Origin of the sequence: Paenibacillus sp. HGF5 (assembly GCF_000204455.1) — a bacterium.
Lineage (GTDB): Bacteria > Bacillota > Bacilli > Paenibacillales > Paenibacillaceae > Paenibacillus_AQ > Paenibacillus_AQ lautus_A.
The window spans coordinates 1-22,222 of sequence record NZ_AEXS01000172.1 but is presented as its reverse complement, the minus strand read 5'-3'; the positions used below and the strand labels follow the sequence as shown (position 1 = coordinate 22,222).

The window sequence follows — 22,222 nt, the reverse complement described above, 5'->3', positions numbered from 1 at the left end:
GCGGCTTTTTTGTTTGAAGAATCGGCAGCATTCGGACCGACTCAAGTGCCCCGCCTTTGCGATATCCTCTAATATGATCTTTTCAGCATAATGGTGATGAATCCAATTCAGCATTATGGTTCTTTTCTTAGCTTTGAATAGAGACGCTTCATCCAACAATACATGATATGTTAGAGGTAAACTCGGATCAGGAATCTTCATAGAGGGAGGATAATATGATTAGATCGCGAATCATGAGTAGAAGCAAAAGTTTATGATTACAGGAGGCTATGACATGTTGAAGCTATTCGAGTATAACTGGCAAGTTCGCCAAGATTGGTTTGACTGGTGCGATACAGTGAGCGAGGATGAGTTGTTGAAACAACGCACCGGTGGCATAGGAAGCATTCTCTACACACTGCATCACATCGTGACCGTTGAATATGCTTGGCTGTGCATGGATTTGCAAGGAAAAGAGCTGGATATCCCTTCGTTCGAGGATTGTGCCAGCGTCCAAGGATTAAGAGATTATTCGGCCCGAGCCCACGCGGAAATTGCACCCTTCGTCTACGATTGGAATGATAGCTTGGAAGATCGCATCATGGTCGACACGAACCAGGACGGGGAACAGGAAAGATTTACATTCGGTGAAGTGATGCGTCACGTGATCGCCCATGAAATTCATCATATCGGTCAATTGTCTATCTGGTCACGAGAAATCGGAAAGCAGCCGGTTACTGCAAACTTGATTCATAGAGGGTTATTCGATATTAAATGCTGATGTATTCTATTGAACGATAAACATGCCAGGGTCAGCATATGGACGAGGTCACAGCTATGCAATCGGCAAAGATGCCGAACAGCGTATCCCCAACGAATGGCGTAAAGAGCAAAAAATCCTTCAGTTCTAGTATGGAACCGAAGGATTTATCTTTTTGTTCTTACTCCATCTACTTGATATCGAGCCATATCCTATTGGGTTTAGCGGTTTTTTTCTCACATGTTTTTAGCTTACACAGTGGTTGTCAAAGCTTCTCTGTTCCGAGTACGAAATCGAATATTACTATAAAAAATTCCGCCCAGAATGATGATCACACCAATCCACTGAGACCAGCTTATGGTTTCTCCTAGGACTAAAGAGGACATGGCGATGACAACCGGCAATTCGGATGACGTAAGAATGGTTCCCAATCCCGAACCGACATGCGGCATTCCAATCGAATACAGAAGAGGGGGGAGGACGCCGCCGAATATGCCTAGTGCCAATCCGTAAGGAATGATCCCCACAAATACATCCAAGTCCAATAAAAACGTTGGCGGAAAAACGATAAATACGGTCAATACGCCTCCCGTGGAAAGTAGGGCGCTTTTTAAAATGGGAGGAGTTTCCTTTTCGACCGACCCACTCAAAAATACGAATGCGGAAAAGGACGATGCCGCAAGCATTCCCCAGAGGCATCCCTGCCATGATAACACTATGGGTTCTTGGAATTGGATATTGGCTGCCAACACGGAACCCGCCAGAAGCAAGGCGATGGAAATGAGTTTCGTCTTGGTTGGCTTTTTCTTGTGGAATACCCACTCCAACAAGGCTCCGATCCAAACAAATTGGAACAAAATAACGATTGCTAGAGAGGCGCTTAACGTTTGTAGGGCTTGATAATAAAATATGCCCGTTAACCCGAAGGGAATTCCAGAAAGGATAAGCTTTGAAGCTTGGATTCGAGTCAGTTTTTTCTTTTTGGTAAATAACACGGCAAGCCAACAGAGCACAACGCCGAACAGATACTGTCCTCCGGTTACTGCGGACACGGTGAAACCTGCTGCATAGGCCAATTTAACAAAGGTGGACAAAACCCCATAACTGCAGCCTCCTAAAAAAACGATCAATGCATAGTGCCATAATTTCATCTAATCCTTATCCTCCTTAGTTAAACGCAAAAAAGCCACACAAACGACCGTACGGCCTTTGCGTGGCGAAAATGGAGAGATAACTCTCTCCAGAAAAGTCCACATCATCCCAAATAGGTTTTAGGTAAGATATTAAGTTTCATTTAACAGTATAAAAGCATACTTTGATCCATGTCAATTACTATGTATAAATATATTAGGGCTGCGCAACAGCCCCAATGTAGATGTCAATCAAGATGCTTCCATAAGTTTAATGTCTACAAGTATGGACTTCAAATCCTCTCTGGCTGAAGGATTCAGTGGTTGTAACGGAAGAGGCAGGCTGGGACTTGAAATCAAGTTATCCATTTCTGCTGCTGCAGCTACAACGCGAAGACTACCATATTGGCGAAATAACGTCCAAATCGGTTCGAGCTGTTTAGAAAGGCGATTGGCTTCGTCAGCAAAGCCTTCCAAAGCCAATCGAGTCATCCTCATGCATGTCTTTGGAAATAAGCCTCCCAGCACCGAGTACCAAGCTTCACAACCTGCATTCAAGCCGGTGGCTGCAAACGGATCATTGCTTACTCCGATGGTTACGCTGGAAGGAATGAGCTCGCGAAGATGGCTTACTCGTGTCTTGGCTGCTTCAGGTTCAGACGGCACTCCAGGGATCTTGACTGAACGTACATTGGGGAGCTCAGCAATTCGGCCATGCAGTTCATCGCTAAAATGAAAATGCGTAGTCCCCGGATTATCATAAACGCAAAGCGGGATAGAGAGTGAGCATGTCACCTTTTTATATAAGGAGTATACTTCTTCATCCGTTAATGCTTGGTAAGAAACAGGAGCCAACAGCACCGCGCTTGCTCCTGCTCTTTGTGCGTCTTCTGCCAAACGAAGCACCTCAATCGTGCGCAATGCGCTTATGCTTGTCATCACGGGAATGCCCTCAGCGTAACCGACCGCAAGCTGCAAAACCCGTAAACGTTCCTCCCGGCTTAGATAGGCATAGTTACCTGTCGAACCCAGTGCCCCGATGGAGTCTACGCCTGCTGCTGCCAATCGCTCAATTAGCTTCACAAATTCATTTTCGTTAATTCCTGTTTCATTCATTGGGGTCAGTGGAAATGCTGATAATCCATAGAACATGAAGCTACACTCCTCCAAATGTTAACTTTCATAAATAACACAAATTATATAAATCAACTGGACTCACTTAAAGATCCAATTTCAAAACATTCAATAAGGCCAATTTAATTAAGACATCATTAACGTTAGCGGTTATTCGCTAAGATGTTGGCGGATAAGAACGACTCTATTCATTAGGTATTGACTATCTCGCAAGGTTAAGAATTATGATTTTAGAAAAGAGGGGGTTATGAGCTGTAAGGAGGGAAGTTTGTGTCGAGTACTTGTAATAAATGCGGAGCCCGTCTCCCAACGGGGAATACATGTCAATCGATTTTCAACGAATTTATGGCACTTGAATTCACTGATCCTAGCTATGGACGGGTTCATTTTCTCACGGTTGCATCTTACATGGTTCAGCATGAAGGTTATAGCGATGAGATGTATGTCTGGATCCAAACCGCATTAAGGAAGCATCTGGAAGAGGGCTACCCTACGGAATTGATTCGCCAAGACATGAACAGAGGACCAGGGAGCACCAAGGGGATTCGAAGGCCAGTGAATGCGCCGCCTCTCCCCAAGGTGGCTTGGACCATGACGATTGCCGACGTGGCTGCACAGATGAATGATGCCGAAAGCTATTGTAAGCTCATTGAGCAATGGGGACGTACGACGCTTAAAGAGATGGGACCGCTTGTTTTATGATGAATGCAGCGAATCTGAATCAAATCTCACGGCGTACGGTTATGATGAGCATAACCAATGTGCCGAATGTGGGGTAATTAAAGAGTCTTTAATGAGAATATCTTACTTGGACAACTAGAGATCACTTGAAGTTAAGTGTAGAACCCCTTGAGCCTATGTAATGGCTTTTGTTGAGTCTTACGATAGATTGGAAATTAGAAAATGTAGAAAATGAGACCTTTGCTATCGGCTGCAGTTTGGCTGTAAAAACGCCGGATTTCGTTAAAATGCTGCAGCATGAAGTCAAAGAACGCGTCGCCATCCTCGTTTGAAACCATGCCAGGCTCAAGCGGATAAACCTCCTCTTTGATCATGGTCGGGAAATCATAACGCAAGCGGAGCTGTTCTTCATCCAGCTCAGACATAGCCTGAAGCGCTTCTGCAACTTGCTCGGCGCGCAAGAAAAATGCCCCGAATGAGCCAAATTCGATGCCTTTGTCTGATGTTATCGGAACAACATAGCCAAGAGGGGGCTCTCCATCGGCAATATCTCCACATAGCAAGTAGTGAATCGCCTCCCAGGTTCTATCGATATCCAGCCCGGGATAATCGTCTAATTTCAAATTCGCCAATTCAATTTCGCCTGCAGCGATTTGCTGCACAAGTTTATCATCCATAGCAACGTAATATCCGTACATTCCCATATTGTCATCTTCCTTTCTCTTATAGGGTAGTTACTAAATTGCACGATCTAAATGTAACATCCTGGAATTGTGTGTTTCAAAGAACATTGGATAAAAGCCTCAAAACTAGGTATAAAGACTGCATTAATTTTATTTTTGTTCTCACTAAACGGAACTTGTCTCCAGCATATAGTAGTCTAAAAAGCTATCATTGATAATCATTCTCACTATTCATATAATTAGGCTAGACAAAGCTTTGGAGGCGGGAGGGGAACATGATATGAGGATGAAAGATCAGATGATGCTTTGGGACAGCGCTTCCTTCCAAATTTCAGATATTCGCCGCAGGCGCCTGCAGCCGAAAGAGCGGCTGGAATACCGTGCACCGGCGGAGCTGTTTCTTGTATCAACTGCGGGGAAGGCTCGAATTGAAACGGAAGGCTTCAACCTTTGGTCGGTGGATGCGTCGATCGTACATCTTGGCAAAGGGGCCGAGTTTCGGATCGCTGAAGCGACGGACAATTATGAATACTTTCTGATATTATACAAGGCATTGTTGCCGGATGGCCTGCCGAAGAGCCTTGATCAACCTCAGCTAGCCGTCAGGCAGTTCCATTCCAGTTATGCGATTCCGGTCGTAATGAATGCTGCATACCGCAAATTGGTTCGCGAGATGGAGCAAATTTGGGGGCAGGAACAGGCGCTGACCCGTTTGGAGGCAAAACAGCAATTTTATGCGTTCGTACATTTATTCTTGTCGGAGATGGAGCAGCTGGAAGCGGGGAGAGCAGTGCACGATGAAGATCCGGTCGAATCGACCGTGCAATATATGGAAGCCCACTACGCCGAGCCGTGGACGCTCGCTTCGCTGGCAGAGCGGCTTGGGACCAATACACGCAGGTTGCAGCGTGGCTTCAATGCCCGCTTTGGACATAGCCCGCTCGAGCATCTGATCGAAATCCGTTTGAAACGGGCAAAAAAGCTTCTTGAAAATAGCGAGCTTCCGATTTCGAATATCGCGGACGAGGTCGGTTATCCGGACAGCTATTATTTTAGCAGGCTATTCAAAAAGTACGTCGGCTTGCCTCCAAGCGATTATAGGGTGAATCGTAAAAATGAACAACGTATGACGGACATGAACTGTCGGATTTCTCCAGCATTGCCGTCGCATACGATCATTGTCCCGACGGACTGGGCTAGGTATGATCAGAGGGGGAGCGTGTTACAGGATTTTCAAACGCTCCTGACCATGACCTTAATGTGCACCGGAGGGCTAGCCCATGTCGAAGGGAAAGTTCGCGTGCCCCATTTGCGCGGCGTGCTTGAATTAGAAAGGATACCCGAGCGTATCGCCGTGCTTGATTACCAGTATGTCGACCAGCTTCTCGCTCTTGGCGTTCAGCCAATCGGCAGCGTGGTTTGCAGTGTCGAGGTGCTCGGCCTTCCGATTGACTTGGCCAGACCATTGAAACGCATGGCCCATTTAGGATCGAAGGAAGTACCCGATCTGTCCGCGATTACGGCAATCGAGCCGGACTTGATTATATGCACGGGGTTTCAGGAGCATCGCTTCGAGGAGTTGTCCGTCATCGCCCCGACGATCATGCTCGATCGCAATGAAGATTGGCGGCAGTCGCTGCTTCGACTCGGCGCTTTGTTAGATCGCCAGGTTCGGGCGTTGAGCGTAATCGATGCTTATGGGGCCAAGCTGAATACCATTCGAACCCGCCTGCAAGCGGCGGGGGATGCGCAAACGGTCGCGCTCATCCGGCCGCGGGACGGCAAAATCCGGCTGCACAGCGAACGGCGCGCCTGCTGTACGATGACCTTGGACTGTCGGTGCCGCAGCTTCCCGGTATGAGTCAAGGAACCAGCTCGATGATTCCCTTGGAGACGCTGCCGGAATTGAAAGCGGACCGATTGTTCGTGCTGACGGACGACACGAATCGGGAGCAGACCCGCATGTACTTGCGGAGCGAAGCCTGGAATAGCACCCGCGCCGTTCGCAGCGGCCAGGTCCGCCATGTTCACACGGCTCTATGGATCGGCTATTACGGCCCGCTCGGAATGAATAGGGTTGTGGACGAAATTGCAGCGGCAATATTGCCGAATTAGCTGAATCATCCCAATAATCCTATCCGGATAATGAGGGGCCTATGCCTGTGATAGAGATTCGAGAAGACCCTGGTAATATGTTTTAGCTATTTTATTGATAATGATTATCATTACAGATTAGGAGAAAAGCCTATGAAAATATCGATATACAACCCTGCTCGGGACGGCCGGTCATGAATTACCTGGTTCCGTTAGGAATGGAGGAACTTGCAGTTCTTCAACAAAAATACGGATTTAGCGTAGCTGCTTCGTCATATAGCGAAGATGAAAGCGAAAGCATCCCGGGCAACGAGGGTATGATTCCATTGAACGCATTGTTGGATCCGGGCGGTTGCACCGCTTACCTTGACGGGTTGGCCGCCCGTCTCGGCACGGATTCCCGGCCGATCGCTGCCTCCATGTTCGCCAAGCGGTATGCCGCGATTGCGGTTATGCCTTATTTCCATGCGCTTACTTGTTATGACAAGGCGTTGGAGCTGACTTTTGAGACCATGCGGCTGCGCAGCGGCAAGCACTGGCTGGACGGGATTACGTTCGAGCTTCCACTTCGGGCAGTTCCGTGCACGGAACGGAGAGAGGCATGGCGTTCTCACGCCGCCGAAAGTTTGATCCGGCACCATTTGAGTTCGCTGTGGCAGTCGCTGTCCAGCAACTCGGGATTGCCGATGGCGATCATTTGGGAGAACACGGCGGTCCGAATTTATTCGCTGTACGAGAAAAAGCTGCGGAACTGCGGAGAAGTTTCGGCAGCTAGGATCGAAGAAGATTTTCGGTTTTTGCTGCACGAGCTTCCCGCCGAGGCTTTCATGCAGCGCAGGCAGCCTTTCGCGCGTTTTTACGGCGACGGTGCGCCACCCGAGGAGGCGCGGAATCATGGATCAGGGGGGACACGCACTAGATTGACCTGCTGTCTATATTATCGGGTTTCGAAGGGCGGCGAATATTGCGACGCTTGTCCAAAGCATGCCCGTTAACGAGTTACGCCAACGATCATCGCGAATGGAAGACTAAGGAGATGAGGAATTAATAGAGAGAAATGGAATGATTGTTAAAGGTCTTGTCGCAAATATCCAGATCGGCTGACGCAATCGTTCATTTTCATGCCAACCTCTTCATGTAATAATGAGAATCAATATCAATTAGTTGCTGATAGAAAGAGGGAGGTTCTTGTTCATGTTTTTCAATGTTCACTTTACGCTTCGAAGAAGCTTCGGAATCATCATGCTTACAACTTGCTTGGTCGCGATGGCCGTACTGGCCGGATGCAACCAAACCGACGGCGGAGGCGCATCTTCACCGACGAACGCCCAGAGTGCGTCCGCGGGGGAAGGGGCCTCCCGGACCGGTACGGCAGAGGCTGAACGGAATATTCAGCATGCCATGGGGGACACGGTTGTGGCGGGAACGCCGATAAAGGTCGTCACGCTGTTCCAAGGAGCGACCGATGCCGCGCTGGCGCTTGGCGTGAAGCCGACCGGTGCCGTCGAAGCTTGGATCGAGCAACCGTGGTACAACTATATTCGGGAACAGATGGAAGGCGTCGTTAATCTTGGCTCGGAGAACCAACCCAATCTGGAAGAAATCGCTGCCCTCAAGCCCGACGTGATCATCGCGTCCAAAACGAGACATGAAGAGATCTACAGCCAGCTTAGCGGCATCGCGCCGACCGTCATGACCGAAGAAGTACATATCTGGAAGGAGTCGCTTGCGCTGACTGCCGAAGCCTTGAACAAGAAAAAGGAAGAACAGGCGTTTTTGCAGCGCTGGGAAAGCGAAGTCGCCGACTTCAAAGAAAAAATGGGAGACAAGCTGAAGATGGAAGTCGGCATCCTGGATTTCCGCGCAGACCATGCGCGCATCGTTCACACCGGTTTCTCCGCCTTGGTTCTGGATGAGCTCGGCATCACGCGTCCGATGGAACAAAAGGGAGAAGAATGGGGCGTCAAATTGGTGTCAAAGGAAAACATACCGCAGATGGACGCCGACATCCTGTTCGATCAAACGAGCACTTCCCGCGACGATGGGCGGCTGGATCTGCGCAAGGAGTGGACGGAGCATCCGCTGTGGAAGAATTTGCGCGCGGTTCAAAACAATCGCGTGTACGAAGTGGACACCGCGGTTTGGAATAACGGCTCTGGTCCGCTAGCGGCAGAGCAAATGCTGATCGATCTCAAAGAAATTTACGAATTGGAATAATCAGACAACTAGAGGAGGGTACGGGTTGAAGCCGCTTTTTCAACGAAATGGCAGTAAACTGCTGGGCCTCGCCGCCGCCATGCTGCTATTGGCCGTCGCCTTCATCGCCAGCATCGCGTTCGGGACAACGCCGATCAAACCGTCCACGACGCTCGAGTCCTTACTTCGTTATGACTCAGCCGACAACGAGCACGTCATCATCGTGACGACGCGGGCACCGCGTGCCGCCTATGCGCTTGCCGTCGGAGCTTCGTTGGCAGTCGCGGGGGCCTTGATGCAGGCATTGACTCGAAATCCGCTGGCTTCGCCCGGATTGTTCGGGATTAATGCCGGGGCCGTGCTTGCGGTTGTGCTGGCTCTGACGCTGCTGCCGTTGACGGCCCTTTCCCAGCTTGTCTGGGCCGCTTTTGCGGGTGCGGCCGCGGCAGCGCTGCTCGTTTACTGGTTAGCTTCGCTAGCGGGAGGCGGACTGACGCCGATTCGGCTGGTTCTGGCCGGTTCGGCGCTGAGTGCGCTTTTTGGCGCGCTGACGCAGGGCGTGCTGGCCCTGGATGAGTCCGGACTGCAAAACGTGCTTTTCTGGTTGGCCGGTTCGGTCGCCGGAAAAGAGATGACGATGCTGCAGCAAGTGTTGCCTTATATGACGGTTGGCGGAATTACGGCATTGGCGTTGTCCTATCCCTTAACCATTCTTGGGTCAGGGGACGACGTGGCGAAGGGGTTGGGACAGCGAACGGGATTCGTTAAAATGCTTACTGCGGCGGCCGTCGTGCTCCTGGCCGGAAGCGCAGTGGCTGCAGCAGGAGCTATTGGATTCGTCGGTTTGGTCATGCCGCATTTCGCGCGTTATTTGGCCGGAACGGATTATCGTTGGGTCGTGCCATACTCTGCGGTACTAGGGGCAATCCTGCTGCTCTTGGCCGACCTGGCCGCCCGGTTTCCGGTGCAACCCGGGGAGCTGCCGCTGGGAGTCGTTACAGGTCTCATCGGTATGCCGTTCTTCATCTACATTGCTCGCAGCGGACTACATGCGAGGGAGGGCACCGGATGAATCGTTTATCTTTGTTCCAACGTTCCAGGCAAGGCAGCTACAAGCTGACCAGCCAGCGTCCCTTGCTGACGCTATCGCTCCTATTAACCGTGCTGCTTACCGTATTTATATTGGGCGCTTGTCTCGGTAATACTTGGGAGTCGCCGCTCCAAGTGCTGCAAACCATCATCGGCATAAATGGGGATTCCGCCTTCGTGATTGGCACGCTGCGTTTGCCTCGCCTAGTGCTCGCGGGTTTGGCGGGGGCGGGTCTCAGTATGGCAGGTGCCATCTTACAAGGACTCATACGCAATCCGCTCGCCGCACCGGACGTGCTGGGAATGACGGGAGGAGCTTCCATTGCCGCGGTTGCCTTTATTGCGTTGACGGGAGGAGCCATCGGAATCGGATGGCTACCGGTCGCCGCGATGTTCGGAGCGCTACTATGTTCCGGATTGGTTTACGTGCTGGCCTGGAAAAAGGGTGTTGCCCCCACACGGTTGGTGCTGATCGGGGTAGGCATGTCGGCAGGTGCCAGCTCACTGACCATGCTGCTTCTAGCATTTAGTTCCATCACTTCGGCCAGCAAAGCCTATATATGGCTCACCGGCAGCGTATATGGAGCTACTTGGAACCAGGTGCTATCGCTATTGCCGTGGACGGTGCTCTGCGGCGGGATCGCCTGGTTGAATGCTCGCCATTTGAACATTCACACGCTTGGGGAAGGGATTGCAACCGGCATCGGCGCGGCTGTGCAGCGACAACGCCTATGGCTGCTTCTCATTGCCGTGGGACTTGCCGGATCATCGGTCGCTCTGGTCGGAGCCGTGGGGTTTATCGGCCTGATTGGACCGCATATCGCTCGAAGAATGGTCGGAACTTCTTATGGCGTCTTACTGCCGGCTTCTGCTGTTATTGGCGCACTTTTGCTGTTGTTGGCCGATGTGGCAGGCCGTACTATGTTTCAGCCGCTCGATGTTCCGGCAGGCGTATTCACGGCGGCTATCGGTGCTCCTTTTTTCATCATGCTGCTTGCGCGTCAACGACGTATGTGATCGGGATGCCTATCGTTTCTGATAAGTCGTCGAAAGGCAGATTAGTGGGTAGATTGAAATAGCTAAAAGGATAAGCCGTCACGATACGATTCGTTGGCGGCTTATTCGTGTGAATAACAAAGTTCAACTCACAGTATAATTCTATGATATGGTATTCTACTTACGAATCAAATCCGGACAAGAAACCGTTCGAGTCGGTTAAGGAGGATCGTATGAACATTACCGGTATACAATCTGACTGGAAAGTGGAAAAAATCGAATTCGCCAAGTTAACGGGTGAACGAGCCAGAAGCGCGGGGGCCAATGGCAGAATCGGCGTCCATGGCAAAAGCTGCACAGTGGATATCGCCAGAATTACGATCGATGGACAAACAGGTTACGGCAGCTCGATTCATATGACACCGGAATGGGCCGAAGACATAATAGGCCGCCGATTGCTTGATTTATTCGATGACCGGGGCAGACTGCGCGAAGCGTATCGATTGCAATTGGAATATCCTGTGCTCGATTGGTTAGGACAGAGACAAGGCAAACCAGTGTATGACTTGGTGTCCGGTGCCCACTTGGAAAGGGGAGCCCCATTGGTTGTCCCTTGCTATGATACCTCTCTGTACTTCGACGATTTGCATTTGCCGGATGAGAGGACCGCGGTCGCGCTGATGCAAGAAGAAGCGATGCAAGGTTATGCGAAGGGCCAACGTCATTTTAAGATTAAGGTTGGCCGAGGCGGACGCCATATGCCGCTCTGGGAAGGGACGAAACGAGATATCGCGATCGTGCGCGGGATCTCGGAAGTGGCAGGTCCCGCAGGCAAGATCATGATCGATGCGAATAATGCCTATAATTTGAACTTAACCAAAGAGGTCTTGGCGGCTTTATCGGATGTGAATCTGTATTGGCTGGAAGAAGCGTTTCATGAGGATGAAGCCTTGTACGAGGACCTGAAGGAATGGCTCCTGCAACGTGGGCAGAATGTGCTTATCGCGGATGGGGAAGGGCTTGCCTCACCTCATCTTATTGAGTGGGCGACTCGCGGCCGCGTGGATGTACTGCAGTACGATATCATCTGGCCCGGTTTCACGCATTGGATGGAATTAGGCGAGAAGTTGGATGCCCATGGTTTACGGTCTGCGCCGCATTGTTACGGCAATGCTTATGGTATTTACGCGTCAGGACATTTGTCAGCCGCAGTGCGGAACTTCGAATTTGTGGAATATGACGACATTACAATTGAAGGAATGGATGTATCAGGCTATCGTATCGAAAACGGAGAGATTCATATTCCGGCAACGCCTGGTTTCGGAATCGTCTTCGACGATGAACTTGTAACAAACCTTGTAAAGCGATCCGGCTGGTCCTGAGAAGCCGTTAATAAGCCAGAGAATATAATGATGCTGGACTACAAATTTCTATTATATTATGGATAAGCGCTGTTGCGATGCAAAAGCGCTTATTCGTGTGGCTGCATATGTCGGACGACAAGAACATGCACACTCTATAAGTCGCATTATGATGAGTAACGAATAAGGAGGAATATAATGAACCTGAAGAAGGACAACAAGATATTGCGCAAGTCATTTGAGCAATCCGCGAGCTATTATCAAAGGGCGCGTCCGGATTACCCGGAAGAATTGTTCGATGAATTAATTCAGGCAGCCAATTTGCATGCAGGTGATCATTTGTTGGAAGTGGGCTGTGCTACAGGTAAGGCTACTCTTCCGTTAGCCAGGCGTGGATTTAAAATCACGTGTGTAGAACTTGGTGATGAGCTCGCTATAGTTGCCCGTCAAAACCTTGTCGGCATGGACGTCGATGTAATCACGGGAAGTTTCGAAGATTGGCAGCCAGAGATGGAGAAAGAGTTTGATTTGGTATTCGCTGCAACGGCTTGGAAATGGGTTGATCCCGAAGTTCGATACATCAAGGCGTGGCAAGCCCTTCGTCCAGGCGGACATCTGGTATTTTGGAACGCAGATCACGTTTTTCCAGAGGGTGGGGACCCATTCTTCCGTGAAATTCAAACCGTGTACTATGAAATCGGCGAGGGTAAATCAGTAGACCATAACGAATGGCCGCGACCAGGAGAACTACACGAGCAAAGATATGAGATTGAGAAAAGTGGGCTGTTTGAGGTTGTTCATGTTAGACACTTCGACTGGGAGCGCATTTATCATGTTGATGAGTACATTAAACTCCTCGAAACTTTTTCCGGACACATCCTTATGGAGGAGTGGAAACGCGACAAGCTCTTCAATGAAATCCGAATTCGCCTTAATAGCCGTCCAGAAAAGTCGGTTCGTCGCCATTGGGGCGCTGTTCTCCATGTAGCCCTTCGAAAGGATTGACACACTATTGGCCTCTTTAGCCGTCGAGGGACAAGATTATAGTCGCATTAGAAGTCGCCTAGATGGTGGCTTTTTTTGTTCCTTTTGCCGAAAAGGGCGAAAGCAATTAAAAAGTTTACTGGATACATGGCGGTTGTGGTGCAGGCAAGCTTATAATGACAAAGAAATTTGTTGATAACATCCCAGGTCTCTCTTTTCGGGGGAGGTAGTGTAATAAAGGGCCCAAGGGTATAATAAAACATACCTTGTTTCTATAACTAGCGAAATATGAAAAAGGATGCCGATGATCATGCCGATTAATTCGTTTGAAAACTATCCAATGAGCTGGAAACCAACGATTGATAAAAATCAAAAACCCATTTATAAAGCACTCGCAAGGCAATTGTATCAGGATATTGTAAACGGAGTTTTATTACCAGGAACAAGACTTCCCTCGCAGCGTGAACTGGCCGATTTTTTAGACTTGAATTTGAGCACGATATCAAAAGCGTTTAAGATGTGTGAGTTGAAAGGCTTGTTAAGTGCAGCAGTTGGTAGTGGAACATTCGTATCGTACGATGCGTTATCGAATGCGTATTTACTCGAAGACGCAAAGCCGAAACATTTAATCGAAATGGGAGCAACGCTGCCAGATAATGCTTCATACGAGCCGTTGCTGCTTCAACTGAAGAGCATGCTGCAAGAAACGGATTATGCAAAGTGGTTTGGCTATGGTCGGGCAGGCGAAAGCCTCTGGCAAAAGGACGCAGCTATTAAGTTAATCCGAAGAAGCGGCCTTGAAACAACAGTCGATCGTATTTTATTGGCTAATGGTGGTCAAAACGTGATAGCGGCCACACTAGCAAGTCTATGCAAGCCTGGAGACCGCATTGGTGCCGATCCTCATACTTACCCTGGCTTAAAAACAGCTGCAGCGATGCTCAGTATCCAGATTGTACCGATAAAGTCGGAGAACAATGAAATGAGTCCGACCGCTTTGGAATATGCGTGTAAAAATGACAATATTAAAGGTATATACTTAATTCCAGATTATCATAATCCGACAGCTAGCACGATGTCTGTAGAGAATCGCAAAAGGATTGCAGCACTTGCTAAACAGTATAATCAGTTCGTGATTGAGGATGCGGCTTACAGTCTCCAATGCGAAAAACCGCTTCCAGCAGTCGCGTCCTTTGCGCCAGAGCGGGCCATCTATATTGCGAGTTTATCCAAATCCATCGCACCGGGGTTGCGACTAGCTTATGCAGCCGTTCCGGATCCCTTTAAGGAGCCAATCTCGAAGGCGCTATATAATTTAAATGTATCCGTTTCGCCGTTATTTGCTGAACTGGCAGCGCGTACGATTGTATCCAATCAATTCGAAAGCTTAATTCATGGGCACCGGGAACAAGCCATTCGCAGAAACCAAGTCGTAAACCGATATTTGGCAGACTATACGTGCTTGGGGGTTGAAACAGGTATCTTCCGTTGGCTGCTGTTACCAGGCATGATCACAGGCGCCGAGTTCGAAAGGCTGGCAGCACAGCAAGGGGTACAAGTGTATGCGGCTGATCGATTCGTTGTGGGGAATAGCTCCCCAGAGCGGGCTGTAAGGATTGCTGTCTGTGCACCAGAAACACTTGAAGAACTAGAGGAAGGATTAAGGATTCTTCAACGTATACTTCAAGAGCTGACTTAATAGAAAAATTGTTTGCCATACAATTATAATATTGTGTGGTTTTTTTGTGCGTGTTATGATGGGGCAAATCTAGTTATAGGGTAGGGAACAGCCCTTTTTGTAGGAAAAGAGGACACGATATGAACAATCAAGTGGTTATTGTTGGAGCTGGATTAAGCGGCCTTCGGGCTGCTTCTCTACTTCATGTGAATGGCATATCATGCAGGGTGCTCGAAGCTAGAGACCGGGTTGGCGGCAGGGTCTTGAGCACTTCTGTTCTAAATCGGCCGGAGCTGGGCAGGTATGACCTTGGACCGACATGGTTCTGGCCGCAGTATGAGAGCAAGATTACCAATCTGATTAAAGAACTAAACTTAGGAACCTTCATTCAGTATACCAATGGGGCGATGCTGCTGGAACGGCTGCATAACGAAACACCAGAGCGATATATGCTCCCAGACAACGGAAATGCAAGCTCGTTCCGATTAAAAGGAGGCATGCAATCACTTATTGATGCATTAGCGGATGCGATACCTCCCGGGACAATCGAGTTAGGAACACGAGTTAGAGCTTTGGGGCTCGATAAAGGTGGTGCAATCACGATTGAAGCAGAGCTTGCAGATGGAGAGAGAAGACAAATTTCAGCAAGCGCGGTGATCCTAGCCCTGCCGCCTCGGATTGTAGCGCGACATATGGAATTCTCGCCGCCACTTCCTCCAGAACTGATTACTGATCTTGTCAACAAACCTACGTGGATGGCAGGACAGGCCAAGGCAGTTGTCATCTACGATCGTCCGTTTTGGAGAGAACTGGGTCTCTCCGGTTTCGCATCGAGCCGGGTCGGACCCTTGCAGGAAATCCATGATGCTTCTCCTGATAGAGGCTCCGCTGGAGCGCTATTCGGTTTCTTCGGAATACCAGCAAAAGTACGCCATGAGCTGGGGCAGGAGGAGTTGAAAAAACGAGTCGTTGGCCAATTGGTTCGGATGTTTGGACCCTCGGCTCATCAAGTAAGCGATTTTCTTTACAAGGATTGGTCAGAAGATGACGAAACCGCTGTTGAAGAAGACTTCAATCCGCTTTTAAATTATCCGGAATACGGTCAACCGTCGGTAGCTGGGGGATGGGAGAAGAAAGTCTTCTTTGCTGGTACAGAGACGAATTCGCAATTCGGCGGGCATTTGGAAGGAGCACTTCGGTCAGCTGAAAAGGCGGTTTCAGAGATTTCCAAATGGATAGGAGGTAATGAACGATGGACGTGATGAATGCCATACAAATTCCGTCCAAAGGGGAAAAAATGAGATTAGTGAAGATCCCAGTGCCACAGCCTGGTGATGGGCAAGTACTGCTCCGAGTAGAAGCGTGCGGAGTATGTCATGGAGATTCGGTCGCGATTAGAGGGGCTTCCCCAGAATATCCCCGCATTCCAGGCCATGAAGTCATTGGTAGAATTGTGCAGTTTGGCGCCGGTTCGACGAAGTGGAACATGGGTGACCGTGTGGGCATTGGATGGCATGGTGGGGACAACCACGTAACAGGCCTGACCATCAACGGCGGTTACGCTGAGTATATGGTTGCCTATGAGGATAGTTTGACAAGCATCCCGGATGAATGGTCCGCAGTAGAAGCAGCACCGCTTATGTGTGCAGGTGAAACAACATTTAGTGCACTTAGGAATAGTAAAGCTCGACCTGGCGATCTTGTAGCTATTCAAGGCATTGGCGGACTAGGGCATCTGGCGGTTCAGTACGCCCAGAAAGCGGGGTTCCGAACGGTCGCGATTTCGCGCGGGAGTGACAAAGAAGAACGGGTACGTCAACTTGGAGCGCATCACTACATTAATTCAGAGATGGAAGATCCAGCTTTGGTGCTGCAGGCTTTAGGAGGAGCCAAAGTCATTCTTGCGACTGCGCCAAACGCCAAAGCGATCTCTTCTCTAATCAGCGGGCTTGGATCGGATAGTGAGCTCATTATTGTAGCTGGCTCGGGTGAGCAACTGGGATTTTCGGCAAGTGATTTCTTAAAAGGGCAGATGACGGTTAGAGGCTCCTTTACTGGACATGCTCAAGAAATTCAGGAAGCCGTTAACTTTAGCATGCTTACGAATGTACGGCCTATAGTCGAATGCTTTTCGCTAGAACGCGCAAGCGAGGCCTATGACAAAATGATGTCGGCATCCACCCGGTTTCGAGCCGTTCTCCATATTTATGAAAGCAATTTATAGAAACAGTAGAGGTGGAGTTCATACATGTCGATCCAGACGGCTTCCGTTACAGAAAAAATAGAAAGCATGGGAGAATCACTGAGGCCCTATGTGGATTCCCCCGAGAAGCAGCGTCAGTTGCACAAAAGAACGATGATTATCGTAATTGTCTCTCAAATTTTTGGCGGGGCGGGATTGGCTGCGGGTATCACGGTAGGGGCGCTGCTTGCACAGGATATGCTCGGAACGGACAGCTATGCCGGCGTTCCGACCGCATTGTTTACATTAGGCTCTGCTGCCGCGGCCCTAATCGTCGGTCGCTTGTCCCAACGCTTAGGGCGTCGTGCGGGGCTGGCTGCCGGCTTCTTAACAGGCGGACTGGGTGCTGCAGGCGTTGTCTTGGCAGCCGTCCTCCATAATATAGCGCTGCTCTTTCTTTCGCTGCTGGTTTATGGAGCAGGGACGGCAACCAACCTGCAGGCAAGATACGCCGGTACGGATCTGGCACTCCCGACAAGACGGGCCCAAGCCATTAGTACGGCGATGGTCTTCACGACCTTTGGTGCGGTTGCCGGGCCGAATCTTGTAAATATGACAGGCCGGATAGCGACTTCTCTTGGCGCTCCTGCGTTATCCGGTCCATTTATGCTGGCAGCTATCGCGTATATTGTAGCAGGATTAGTACTGCTCATTTTTTTGCGGCCTGATCCTTTAATCGTGGCCAAAGCCATCACAGAGGTTCAAATTGCCAAAGATATTCAGAATAACGCTCAACCATCGCATACTTTGGAGGCGAGTGTTAATAAACGGGGGATCATCGTTGGTGCGTCGGTGATGGTGCTAACCCAGGTTGTTATGATTGGAATTATGACCATGACACCGGTTCACATGAAGCATCACGGACACGGACTAGGGGAGGTTGGCATTGTGATCGGAATCCATGTTGCAGCCATGTATCTACCATCGCTGCTAACGGGTGTTCTCGTTGATAAGTACGGAAGATTGCCAATGTCCTATGCCTCCGGCATTACTCTTCTTTTGGCGGGTTTACTAGCTGCATTTGCACCCGGAGACTCTATGGTACTGCTCATTCTTGCGCTTGCGCTTCTCGGATTGGGGTGGAACTTTGGCTTAATTAGCGGGACAGCAGCGATAGTCGATGCCACGCCTCCGCAAATACGTGCGAAGACTCAAGGAACTGTGGACGTGCTTATCGCTCTGGCTGGTGCATCCGGAGGTGCTTTGTCGGGCATGGTTGTAGCTCAGTCCAGTTATTCGACACTCTCCTTGGCCGGAGGATTTCTATCCCTGCTTCTTATTCCAGTTGTCTTGTGGTCCTGGAGAAAAGAGTGATGACAGAGATTCAAAAGCTGTATGCGTTGAAACGTCAATAAAATGGAACGCTTATTATTAAAATAGCCCGGCATGCCGACGCAGAGCGCGGCCAAATGTAACCAAACGCATCAGATACACATGTTCCAAACGGGCATCTATATCATAAAAAGCAAATTATAGAGTCCATCGTGGACTAGCATATGGAGTCGCCATCAGGCGGCTTTTTTGTTTTAGTTATAAGAGCTTTCCGAGCTGAGGACAAGACTAAAATGTCACAGCGGGAATATCAACTGCTCGAAGAGGAGCCGATGTTCGAAGCACGGTTGACCCAAACGGACGCAAACCAACATTTTTTTAGCCCGCTATCCACGTCTTACCACTCGTTTGCCGACTTTGCACTTTCTTTAAAAACGCCGAATATCAAGGCTTTTTTACTCTTCAAAAATGTCTCATTGCCGGAAAAGAAAGCGCTGCTGCATAATAAGGCCACACCGCTCGCGAGGCGATGAACGACATATGGAGGTGGAGACTGATGAAGCAAGCTACGGCTCGAAGGGATTTCCCGCAACCGTTCAAGCGGGCGGATCACCGCACAAGCTTCGCGGCAAGGCTTCGCAGGGACAAATGGCTATACCTGTTGCTGCTCCCTGGCTTGCTTTATTTTTGGTTTTTAAATACGTGCCGATGTGGGGAGTCATGCTGGCATTTCAAAACTATCAGCCGTTTACTGGATTTTTGAAAAGCGAATGGGTGGGCTTTGAGCATTTTCGCCTGTTTTTTAACAATCCCGAGTTTATGATGCTGCTGCGCAATACGCTGTTGTTATCGTTTTATAATCTCATCTTCTTTTTTCCCGCTCCAATTATATTGGCACTCCTGTTAAATGAGGTGAGGCTTTCCTTCTTCAAGCGCACGATTCAAACGATGATTTACGTTCCGCATTTTATTTCGATGGTAATCGTGGCAAGCCTAACGTACGTGTTCCTAACCACGGAAGGCGGCACCGTCAATGAGCTGCTTTTCCAATATACGGGGAACAAAATCCAATTTCTGTCCGATCCGTCATGGTTCCGCCCCGTCATTATTTTGCAGACGATCTGGAAGGAATGCGGCTGGGGAACGATTATATTCCTGGCGGCGCTGGCGGCCGTTGACGTGGAGCAGTACGAGGCGGCGACGATTGACGGGGCAAACCGCTGGAGGCAAATCTGGCATATAACACTGCCTGCGATCCGCAGCACCATCGTAATTCTTTTGATTTTGCGGATGGGCAGCGTGCTGGACAATGGCTTCGAACAAATATATTTGATGCTGAATCCGCTCAACCGCTCGGTAGGCGAAGTGTTCGACACCTACGTATACGCGATGGGCATCACGCAAGGCGCTTTTAGCTACAGCACGGCTGTCGGACTGTTTAAATCGGTTGTCGGCGTCACGCTTGTGCTCGGTACGAACTGGCTGGCGAAAAAGTTCGGCGAATCCGGGCTGTACTAATAAGCAAGAAAGGGGAATCAATCTATGGCCAAGCATTACAGAACTGCGGCCGGTGTCACGTTCGACGCTGCCAATTATATCGTGCTAACGTTGTTCGGGCTGGCTGCCGTGCTCCCTTTCATTTACGTGATTGCGGGCTCCTTTGCATCGGACGCGGAGTTAACGTCAAGAGCGGTATTTTTCATACCCAAAACCTTTACTTTGAATGCTTACGAGTTTATTTTTTCGACGGATACGATCATGAAAAGCATCGGCGTTTCCGTCTATATAACGGTCATCGGCACGCTCGTCAACTTGTTTTTCACGGTCACGATGGCCTATTCCTTGGCCAAGAGAGGATTGTACGGCCGGAATCTGGTGTTGAATCTCGTCATCTTCTCTATGCTGTTCGGTGGGGGGATGATACCGACTTATCTGGTCGTCAAGGAGCTGCACCTGCTTGATTCGCTTTGGGCACTCATGCTGCCTGGCGCGATCAGCGCATTTAACCTGATCATCGTCAAAAACTTTTTCCAGGAAATTCCGAAGGAGATCGAGGAGGCCGGCCGGATCGACGGCTGCTCCGAGCTTGGCCTCTTAGGGCGGATCGTGCTGCCGCTTTCAATGCCTGTCCTCGCTACATTTACGTTGTTTTACGCCGTCGGGCATTGGAACGACTTCTTTGCGGCACTGCTGTATATTAACGATCCGGAAAAATGGCCGCTGCAGGTCATGCTGCGCCAGATCGTTCTGCTGTCGCAAGCGGCCGCAGGCGATTTGAACTCGATGGACCCTAATTTTGTGAAGCCGCCGGATCAATCGATCAAAATGGCCGTGATCGTCGTCGGCACGATTCCGATCTTGTGTGTGTATCCGTTCCTGCAAAAGCATTTCGCCAAAGGCGTCCTGCTTGGCTCGGTGAAAGGCTAACGTTTGTTTTTCCAAGTGTGTGATTCCGGCTGGCTCTGCTGTTTATACCGAGACCCACGGGTTGTTTTGCTTGGAGCTCGCGCGGTTTTGCAATATGATTCTAATAATAAAGGGAGGCTATTTAATGAAGAAAAAGACAATGAAGGCGAAGCGTGCTTCCACATTCCTAATTCTAGGCACGGTTTGCATCGTATTGCTGGCAAGCTGCTCGTCCGGCAAAAACAACGGGGGCGCAGACTCTTCCAACAATTCGACGGCAGCTCCTCCTGCAAACGCTTCCGCAGGAGCGCAAGAAGCGTTTGAGCTGAACATCATGCTCCCTATTTTTAAAACGAACTATCCGAAGGACGACAGTCCCGTAGCGGCCGAGCTCGAGAAGCTGACGGGCACGGACATTCATTTCGAATGGGTGCCTAACGCTTCGTATGCCGACAAATTCAACATTACGCTCGCATCCGGCAATTTGCCGAAAATCATTTACGTACCCGACTCGAAGGGTCCCAGCTTCGTGAGCGCAGTGAAATCGGGGGCGTTCTGGGATTTGACCGACAAGCTCAAAAATTATCCAAACCTCGGCCAGGCCAGTGAAGTCATCCTGAACAACTCCTCGATTAACGGCAGAACGTACGGCGTATATCGCGGACGCGAGCTTGGCCGCAACGGCGTTTATTACCGTCAGGATTGGCTGGAGAACGTCGGCCTTGAGCAGCCGAAAACGATCGATGATTTTTACAACATGCTGAAAGCGTTCAAAGAGAAGGATCCGGACGGCAACGGCAAGGACGACACCTACGGACTGGTTATGGTGAAATGGACGGCCGGCTGGGGAGCGGGCTTCGACCAGATCAAACTGTGGTTCGGTGCACCTAATGTATGGGGTGAGAGGGACGGCCAGCTCGTACCGGAGTTTGAATACGACGAATATCTCGAAGCGCTCAAGTTCATGAAAAAGCTGTATGACGAAAAACTCGTCAACCAAGATTTTGCCGTCATGGACTCGGCGAAGTGGACGGATCCGCTCGTTAACGGGCAAGCCGGCGTGATTATCGACGTCGTGGACGGAGCGGCTCGAGTTGATGACAAAATCAAGGCGGCGAACGTGGCAGCAGGTACAGACTCAAGAGAGCATTACATGGACGTGTTCGGCGCCGTAACCGGTACGGATGGACAAATTCGTACGCTGCCTACCTCCGGTTTTGCTGGCCTATTGGCCATTCCGAAGTCGAGTGTAAAGACCGAGGAGGAGGTCGACCGCATTTTGAAATTTCTAGACCAGCTGAACGAGCCTGACCTGCAGACACTGACCAGCTTCGGGCTTGAAGGCGTGCATTATACAAAAATCGATGATACAACACTGGAAAGAAGCACGGATTCGGTGCTCCTCGAGTCGGAAGTCGAAGGGCTAAACCAAATGGTACCTTACATTCCGGAAGGCAAAGGACTGCAGGTGGCTCAGACGCCACTTCGATTAAAGCAAACAGAGGTCCAAATGAAAAACCGGGAAACGATCGTCACC

20 protein-coding genes and 2 pseudogenes are annotated in these 22,222 nt (G+C 49.8%); 18 read left to right on the top strand and 4 right to left on the bottom strand.

Translation table 11 applies throughout. The features are described 5' to 3' along the window. Nucleotides 1–9: 9 nt before the first annotated feature. Nucleotides 10–117 (bottom strand): annotated as a pseudogene (locus HMPREF9412_RS33515) (AraC family transcriptional regulator); the annotation flags it as partial. A 157-nt stretch (nt 118–274) separates the two neighbouring features. On the opposite strand from HMPREF9412_RS33515, the gene HMPREF9412_RS28790 reads away from it, so the two are divergent. Further along, nucleotides 275–760: a DinB family protein gene (locus HMPREF9412_RS28790; protein ID WP_009595438.1), complete on the top strand. Its 486-nt coding sequence runs from the start codon at nt 275–277 to the stop codon at nt 758–760. A gap of 230 nt (nt 761–990) precedes the next feature. Here the strand turns inward: HMPREF9412_RS28790 and HMPREF9412_RS28785 are convergent, their stop codons facing one another. Together HMPREF9412_RS28785 and HMPREF9412_RS28780 are read right to left on the bottom strand one after the other, a co-directional pair. Further along, a complete protein-coding gene (locus HMPREF9412_RS28785) occupies nt 991–1,890 on the bottom strand; it encodes an EamA family transporter (RefSeq protein WP_009595417.1) in 900 nt (299 codons plus the stop codon). 231 nt (nt 1,891–2,121) lie between these two features. Beyond that, on the bottom strand, nt 2,122–3,021 hold the full coding sequence (locus HMPREF9412_RS28780; protein WP_009595422.1) for a dihydrodipicolinate synthase family protein: 900 nt from the start codon (nt 3,019–3,021) through the stop codon (nt 2,122–2,124). A gap of 252 nt (nt 3,022–3,273) precedes the next feature. Here HMPREF9412_RS28780 and HMPREF9412_RS28775 point away from each other — a divergent pair, with 252 nt between their 5' ends. After that, nucleotides 3,274–3,705, top strand: coding sequence for a DUF5946 family protein (locus HMPREF9412_RS28775; RefSeq protein ID WP_036673968.1), 432 nt, complete (start codon nt 3,274–3,276; stop codon nt 3,703–3,705). 194 nt (nt 3,706–3,899) lie between these two features. Here HMPREF9412_RS28775 and HMPREF9412_RS28770 read toward each other — a convergent pair whose 3' ends face one another. Next, the gene (locus tag HMPREF9412_RS28770) at nt 3,900–4,388 is read right to left on the bottom strand and encodes a YfbM family protein (RefSeq protein ID WP_009595456.1); all 489 of its coding nucleotides are present in this window, start codon (nt 4,386–4,388) and stop codon (nt 3,900–3,902) included. A gap of 259 nt (nt 4,389–4,647) precedes the next feature. On the opposite strand from HMPREF9412_RS28770, the gene HMPREF9412_RS28765 reads away from it, so the two are divergent. The 16 genes and pseudogenes from HMPREF9412_RS28765 to HMPREF9412_RS28695 all read left to right on the top strand — a co-directional run. Further along, a complete protein-coding gene (locus HMPREF9412_RS28765) occupies nt 4,648–6,228 on the top strand; it encodes an AraC family transcriptional regulator (RefSeq protein WP_009595416.1) in 1,581 nt (526 codons plus the stop codon). Next, complete coding sequence (locus HMPREF9412_RS33510) at nt 6,225–6,482, top strand: hypothetical protein (protein ID WP_254664129.1); 258 nt, start codon at nt 6,225–6,227, stop codon at nt 6,480–6,482. Before HMPREF9412_RS28765 ends, HMPREF9412_RS33510 begins: the two co-directional genes overlap by 4 nt. A 173-nt stretch (nt 6,483–6,655) precedes the next feature. Continuing rightward, nucleotides 6,656–7,456, top strand: a complete 801-nt coding sequence (locus tag HMPREF9412_RS28760; RefSeq protein WP_009595439.1) for an IucA/IucC family C-terminal-domain containing protein — start codon at nt 6,656–6,658, stop codon at nt 7,454–7,456. Between the two features lie 199 nt (nt 7,457–7,655). Beyond that, entirely contained in the window at nt 7,656–8,678 is a 1,023-nt protein-coding gene (locus HMPREF9412_RS28755; protein WP_009595445.1) for an ABC transporter substrate-binding protein, read from the top strand. Nucleotides 8,679–8,703: 25 nt separating this feature from the next. Continuing rightward, nucleotides 8,704–9,729 carry a FecCD family ABC transporter permease gene (locus HMPREF9412_RS28750; RefSeq protein WP_009595447.1) on the top strand — a complete coding sequence of 342 codons (1,026 nt, stop codon included), beginning with the start codon at nt 8,704–8,706 and terminating at the stop codon, nt 9,727–9,729. After that, entirely contained in the window at nt 9,726–10,763 is a 1,038-nt protein-coding gene (locus HMPREF9412_RS28745) for a FecCD family ABC transporter permease (protein WP_009595398.1), read from the top strand. The genes HMPREF9412_RS28750 and HMPREF9412_RS28745 overlap by 4 nt, the downstream gene beginning before the upstream one ends. Before the next feature lie 212 nt (nt 10,764–10,975). Further along, on the top strand, nt 10,976–12,124 hold the full coding sequence (locus HMPREF9412_RS28740) for an enolase C-terminal domain-like protein (protein ID WP_009595420.1): 1,149 nt from the start codon (nt 10,976–10,978) through the stop codon (nt 12,122–12,124). A gap of 177 nt (nt 12,125–12,301) precedes the next feature. Next, nucleotides 12,302–13,108, top strand: a complete 807-nt coding sequence (locus HMPREF9412_RS28735; RefSeq protein ID WP_009595432.1) for a class I SAM-dependent methyltransferase — start codon at nt 12,302–12,304, stop codon at nt 13,106–13,108. 289 nt (nt 13,109–13,397) lie between these two features. Continuing rightward, the gene (locus HMPREF9412_RS28730; protein ID WP_009595411.1) at nt 13,398–14,786 is read left to right on the top strand and encodes an aminotransferase-like domain-containing protein; all 1,389 of its coding nucleotides are present in this window, start codon (nt 13,398–13,400) and stop codon (nt 14,784–14,786) included. A gap of 119 nt (nt 14,787–14,905) precedes the next feature. After that, nucleotides 14,906–16,027, top strand: coding sequence for a flavin monoamine oxidase family protein (locus HMPREF9412_RS28725; protein ID WP_009595454.1), 1,122 nt, complete (start codon nt 14,906–14,908; stop codon nt 16,025–16,027). Continuing rightward, entirely contained in the window at nt 16,018–16,989 is a 972-nt protein-coding gene (locus HMPREF9412_RS28720) for a zinc-binding dehydrogenase (protein ID WP_009595427.1), read from the top strand. The genes HMPREF9412_RS28725 and HMPREF9412_RS28720 overlap by 10 nt, the downstream gene beginning before the upstream one ends. Nucleotides 16,990–17,013: 24 nt before the next feature. Further along, nucleotides 17,014–18,321, top strand: a complete 1,308-nt coding sequence (locus tag HMPREF9412_RS28715; RefSeq protein WP_009595436.1) for an MFS transporter — start codon at nt 17,014–17,016, stop codon at nt 18,319–18,321. Nucleotides 18,322–18,503: 182 nt separating this feature from the next. After that, entirely contained in the window at nt 18,504–18,812 is a 309-nt protein-coding gene (locus HMPREF9412_RS28710; protein WP_036673960.1) for a hypothetical protein, read from the top strand. A 23-nt stretch (nt 18,813–18,835) separates the two neighbouring features. After that, a pseudogene (locus HMPREF9412_RS28705) lies at nt 18,836–19,797 on the top strand (ABC transporter permease). A 24-nt stretch (nt 19,798–19,821) separates the two neighbouring features. Beyond that, complete coding sequence (locus tag HMPREF9412_RS28700; RefSeq protein WP_009595429.1) at nt 19,822–20,706, top strand: carbohydrate ABC transporter permease; 885 nt, start codon at nt 19,822–19,824, stop codon at nt 20,704–20,706. A 124-nt stretch (nt 20,707–20,830) separates the two neighbouring features. Further along, the coding region (locus tag HMPREF9412_RS28695) for an extracellular solute-binding protein (RefSeq protein ID WP_009595426.1) at nt 20,831–22,222 on the top strand (1,392 nt) is incomplete at its 3' end.

Coding starts and splice junctions, on each gene's coding strand:
- HMPREF9412_RS33510 (WP_254664129.1), top strand. CDS start 6,225: ATGAGTCAAGGAACCAGCTCGATGATTCCCTTGGAGACGCTGCCGGAA.
- HMPREF9412_RS28725 (WP_009595454.1), top strand. CDS start 14,906: ATGAACAATCAAGTGGTTATTGTTGGAGCTGGATTAAGCGGCCTTCGG.
- HMPREF9412_RS28755 (WP_009595445.1), top strand. CDS start 7,656: ATGTTTTTCAATGTTCACTTTACGCTTCGAAGAAGCTTCGGAATCATC.
- HMPREF9412_RS28715 (WP_009595436.1), top strand. CDS start 17,014: ATGTCGATCCAGACGGCTTCCGTTACAGAAAAAATAGAAAGCATGGGA.
- HMPREF9412_RS28745 (WP_009595398.1), top strand. CDS start 9,726: ATGAATCGTTTATCTTTGTTCCAACGTTCCAGGCAAGGCAGCTACAAG.
- HMPREF9412_RS28740 (WP_009595420.1), top strand. CDS start 10,976: ATGAACATTACCGGTATACAATCTGACTGGAAAGTGGAAAAAATCGAA.
- HMPREF9412_RS28760 (WP_009595439.1), top strand. CDS start 6,656: ATGAATTACCTGGTTCCGTTAGGAATGGAGGAACTTGCAGTTCTTCAA.
- HMPREF9412_RS28720 (WP_009595427.1), top strand. CDS start 16,018: ATGGACGTGATGAATGCCATACAAATTCCGTCCAAAGGGGAAAAAATG.
- HMPREF9412_RS28700 (WP_009595429.1), top strand. CDS start 19,822: ATGGCCAAGCATTACAGAACTGCGGCCGGTGTCACGTTCGACGCTGCC.
- HMPREF9412_RS28735 (WP_009595432.1), top strand. CDS start 12,302: ATGAACCTGAAGAAGGACAACAAGATATTGCGCAAGTCATTTGAGCAA.
- HMPREF9412_RS28780 (WP_009595422.1), bottom strand. CDS start 3,021: ATGTTCTATGGATTATCAGCATTTCCACTGACCCCAATGAATGAAACA.
- HMPREF9412_RS28785 (WP_009595417.1), bottom strand. CDS start 1,890: ATGAAATTATGGCACTATGCATTGATCGTTTTTTTAGGAGGCTGCAGT.
- HMPREF9412_RS28710 (WP_036673960.1), top strand. CDS start 18,504: ATGGAGTCGCCATCAGGCGGCTTTTTTGTTTTAGTTATAAGAGCTTTC.
- HMPREF9412_RS28790 (WP_009595438.1), top strand. CDS start 275: ATGTTGAAGCTATTCGAGTATAACTGGCAAGTTCGCCAAGATTGGTTT.
- HMPREF9412_RS28770 (WP_009595456.1), bottom strand. CDS start 4,388: ATGGGAATGTACGGATATTACGTTGCTATGGATGATAAACTTGTGCAG.
- HMPREF9412_RS28765 (WP_009595416.1), top strand. CDS start 4,648: ATGAGGATGAAAGATCAGATGATGCTTTGGGACAGCGCTTCCTTCCAA.
- HMPREF9412_RS28730 (WP_009595411.1), top strand. CDS start 13,398: ATGCCGATTAATTCGTTTGAAAACTATCCAATGAGCTGGAAACCAACG.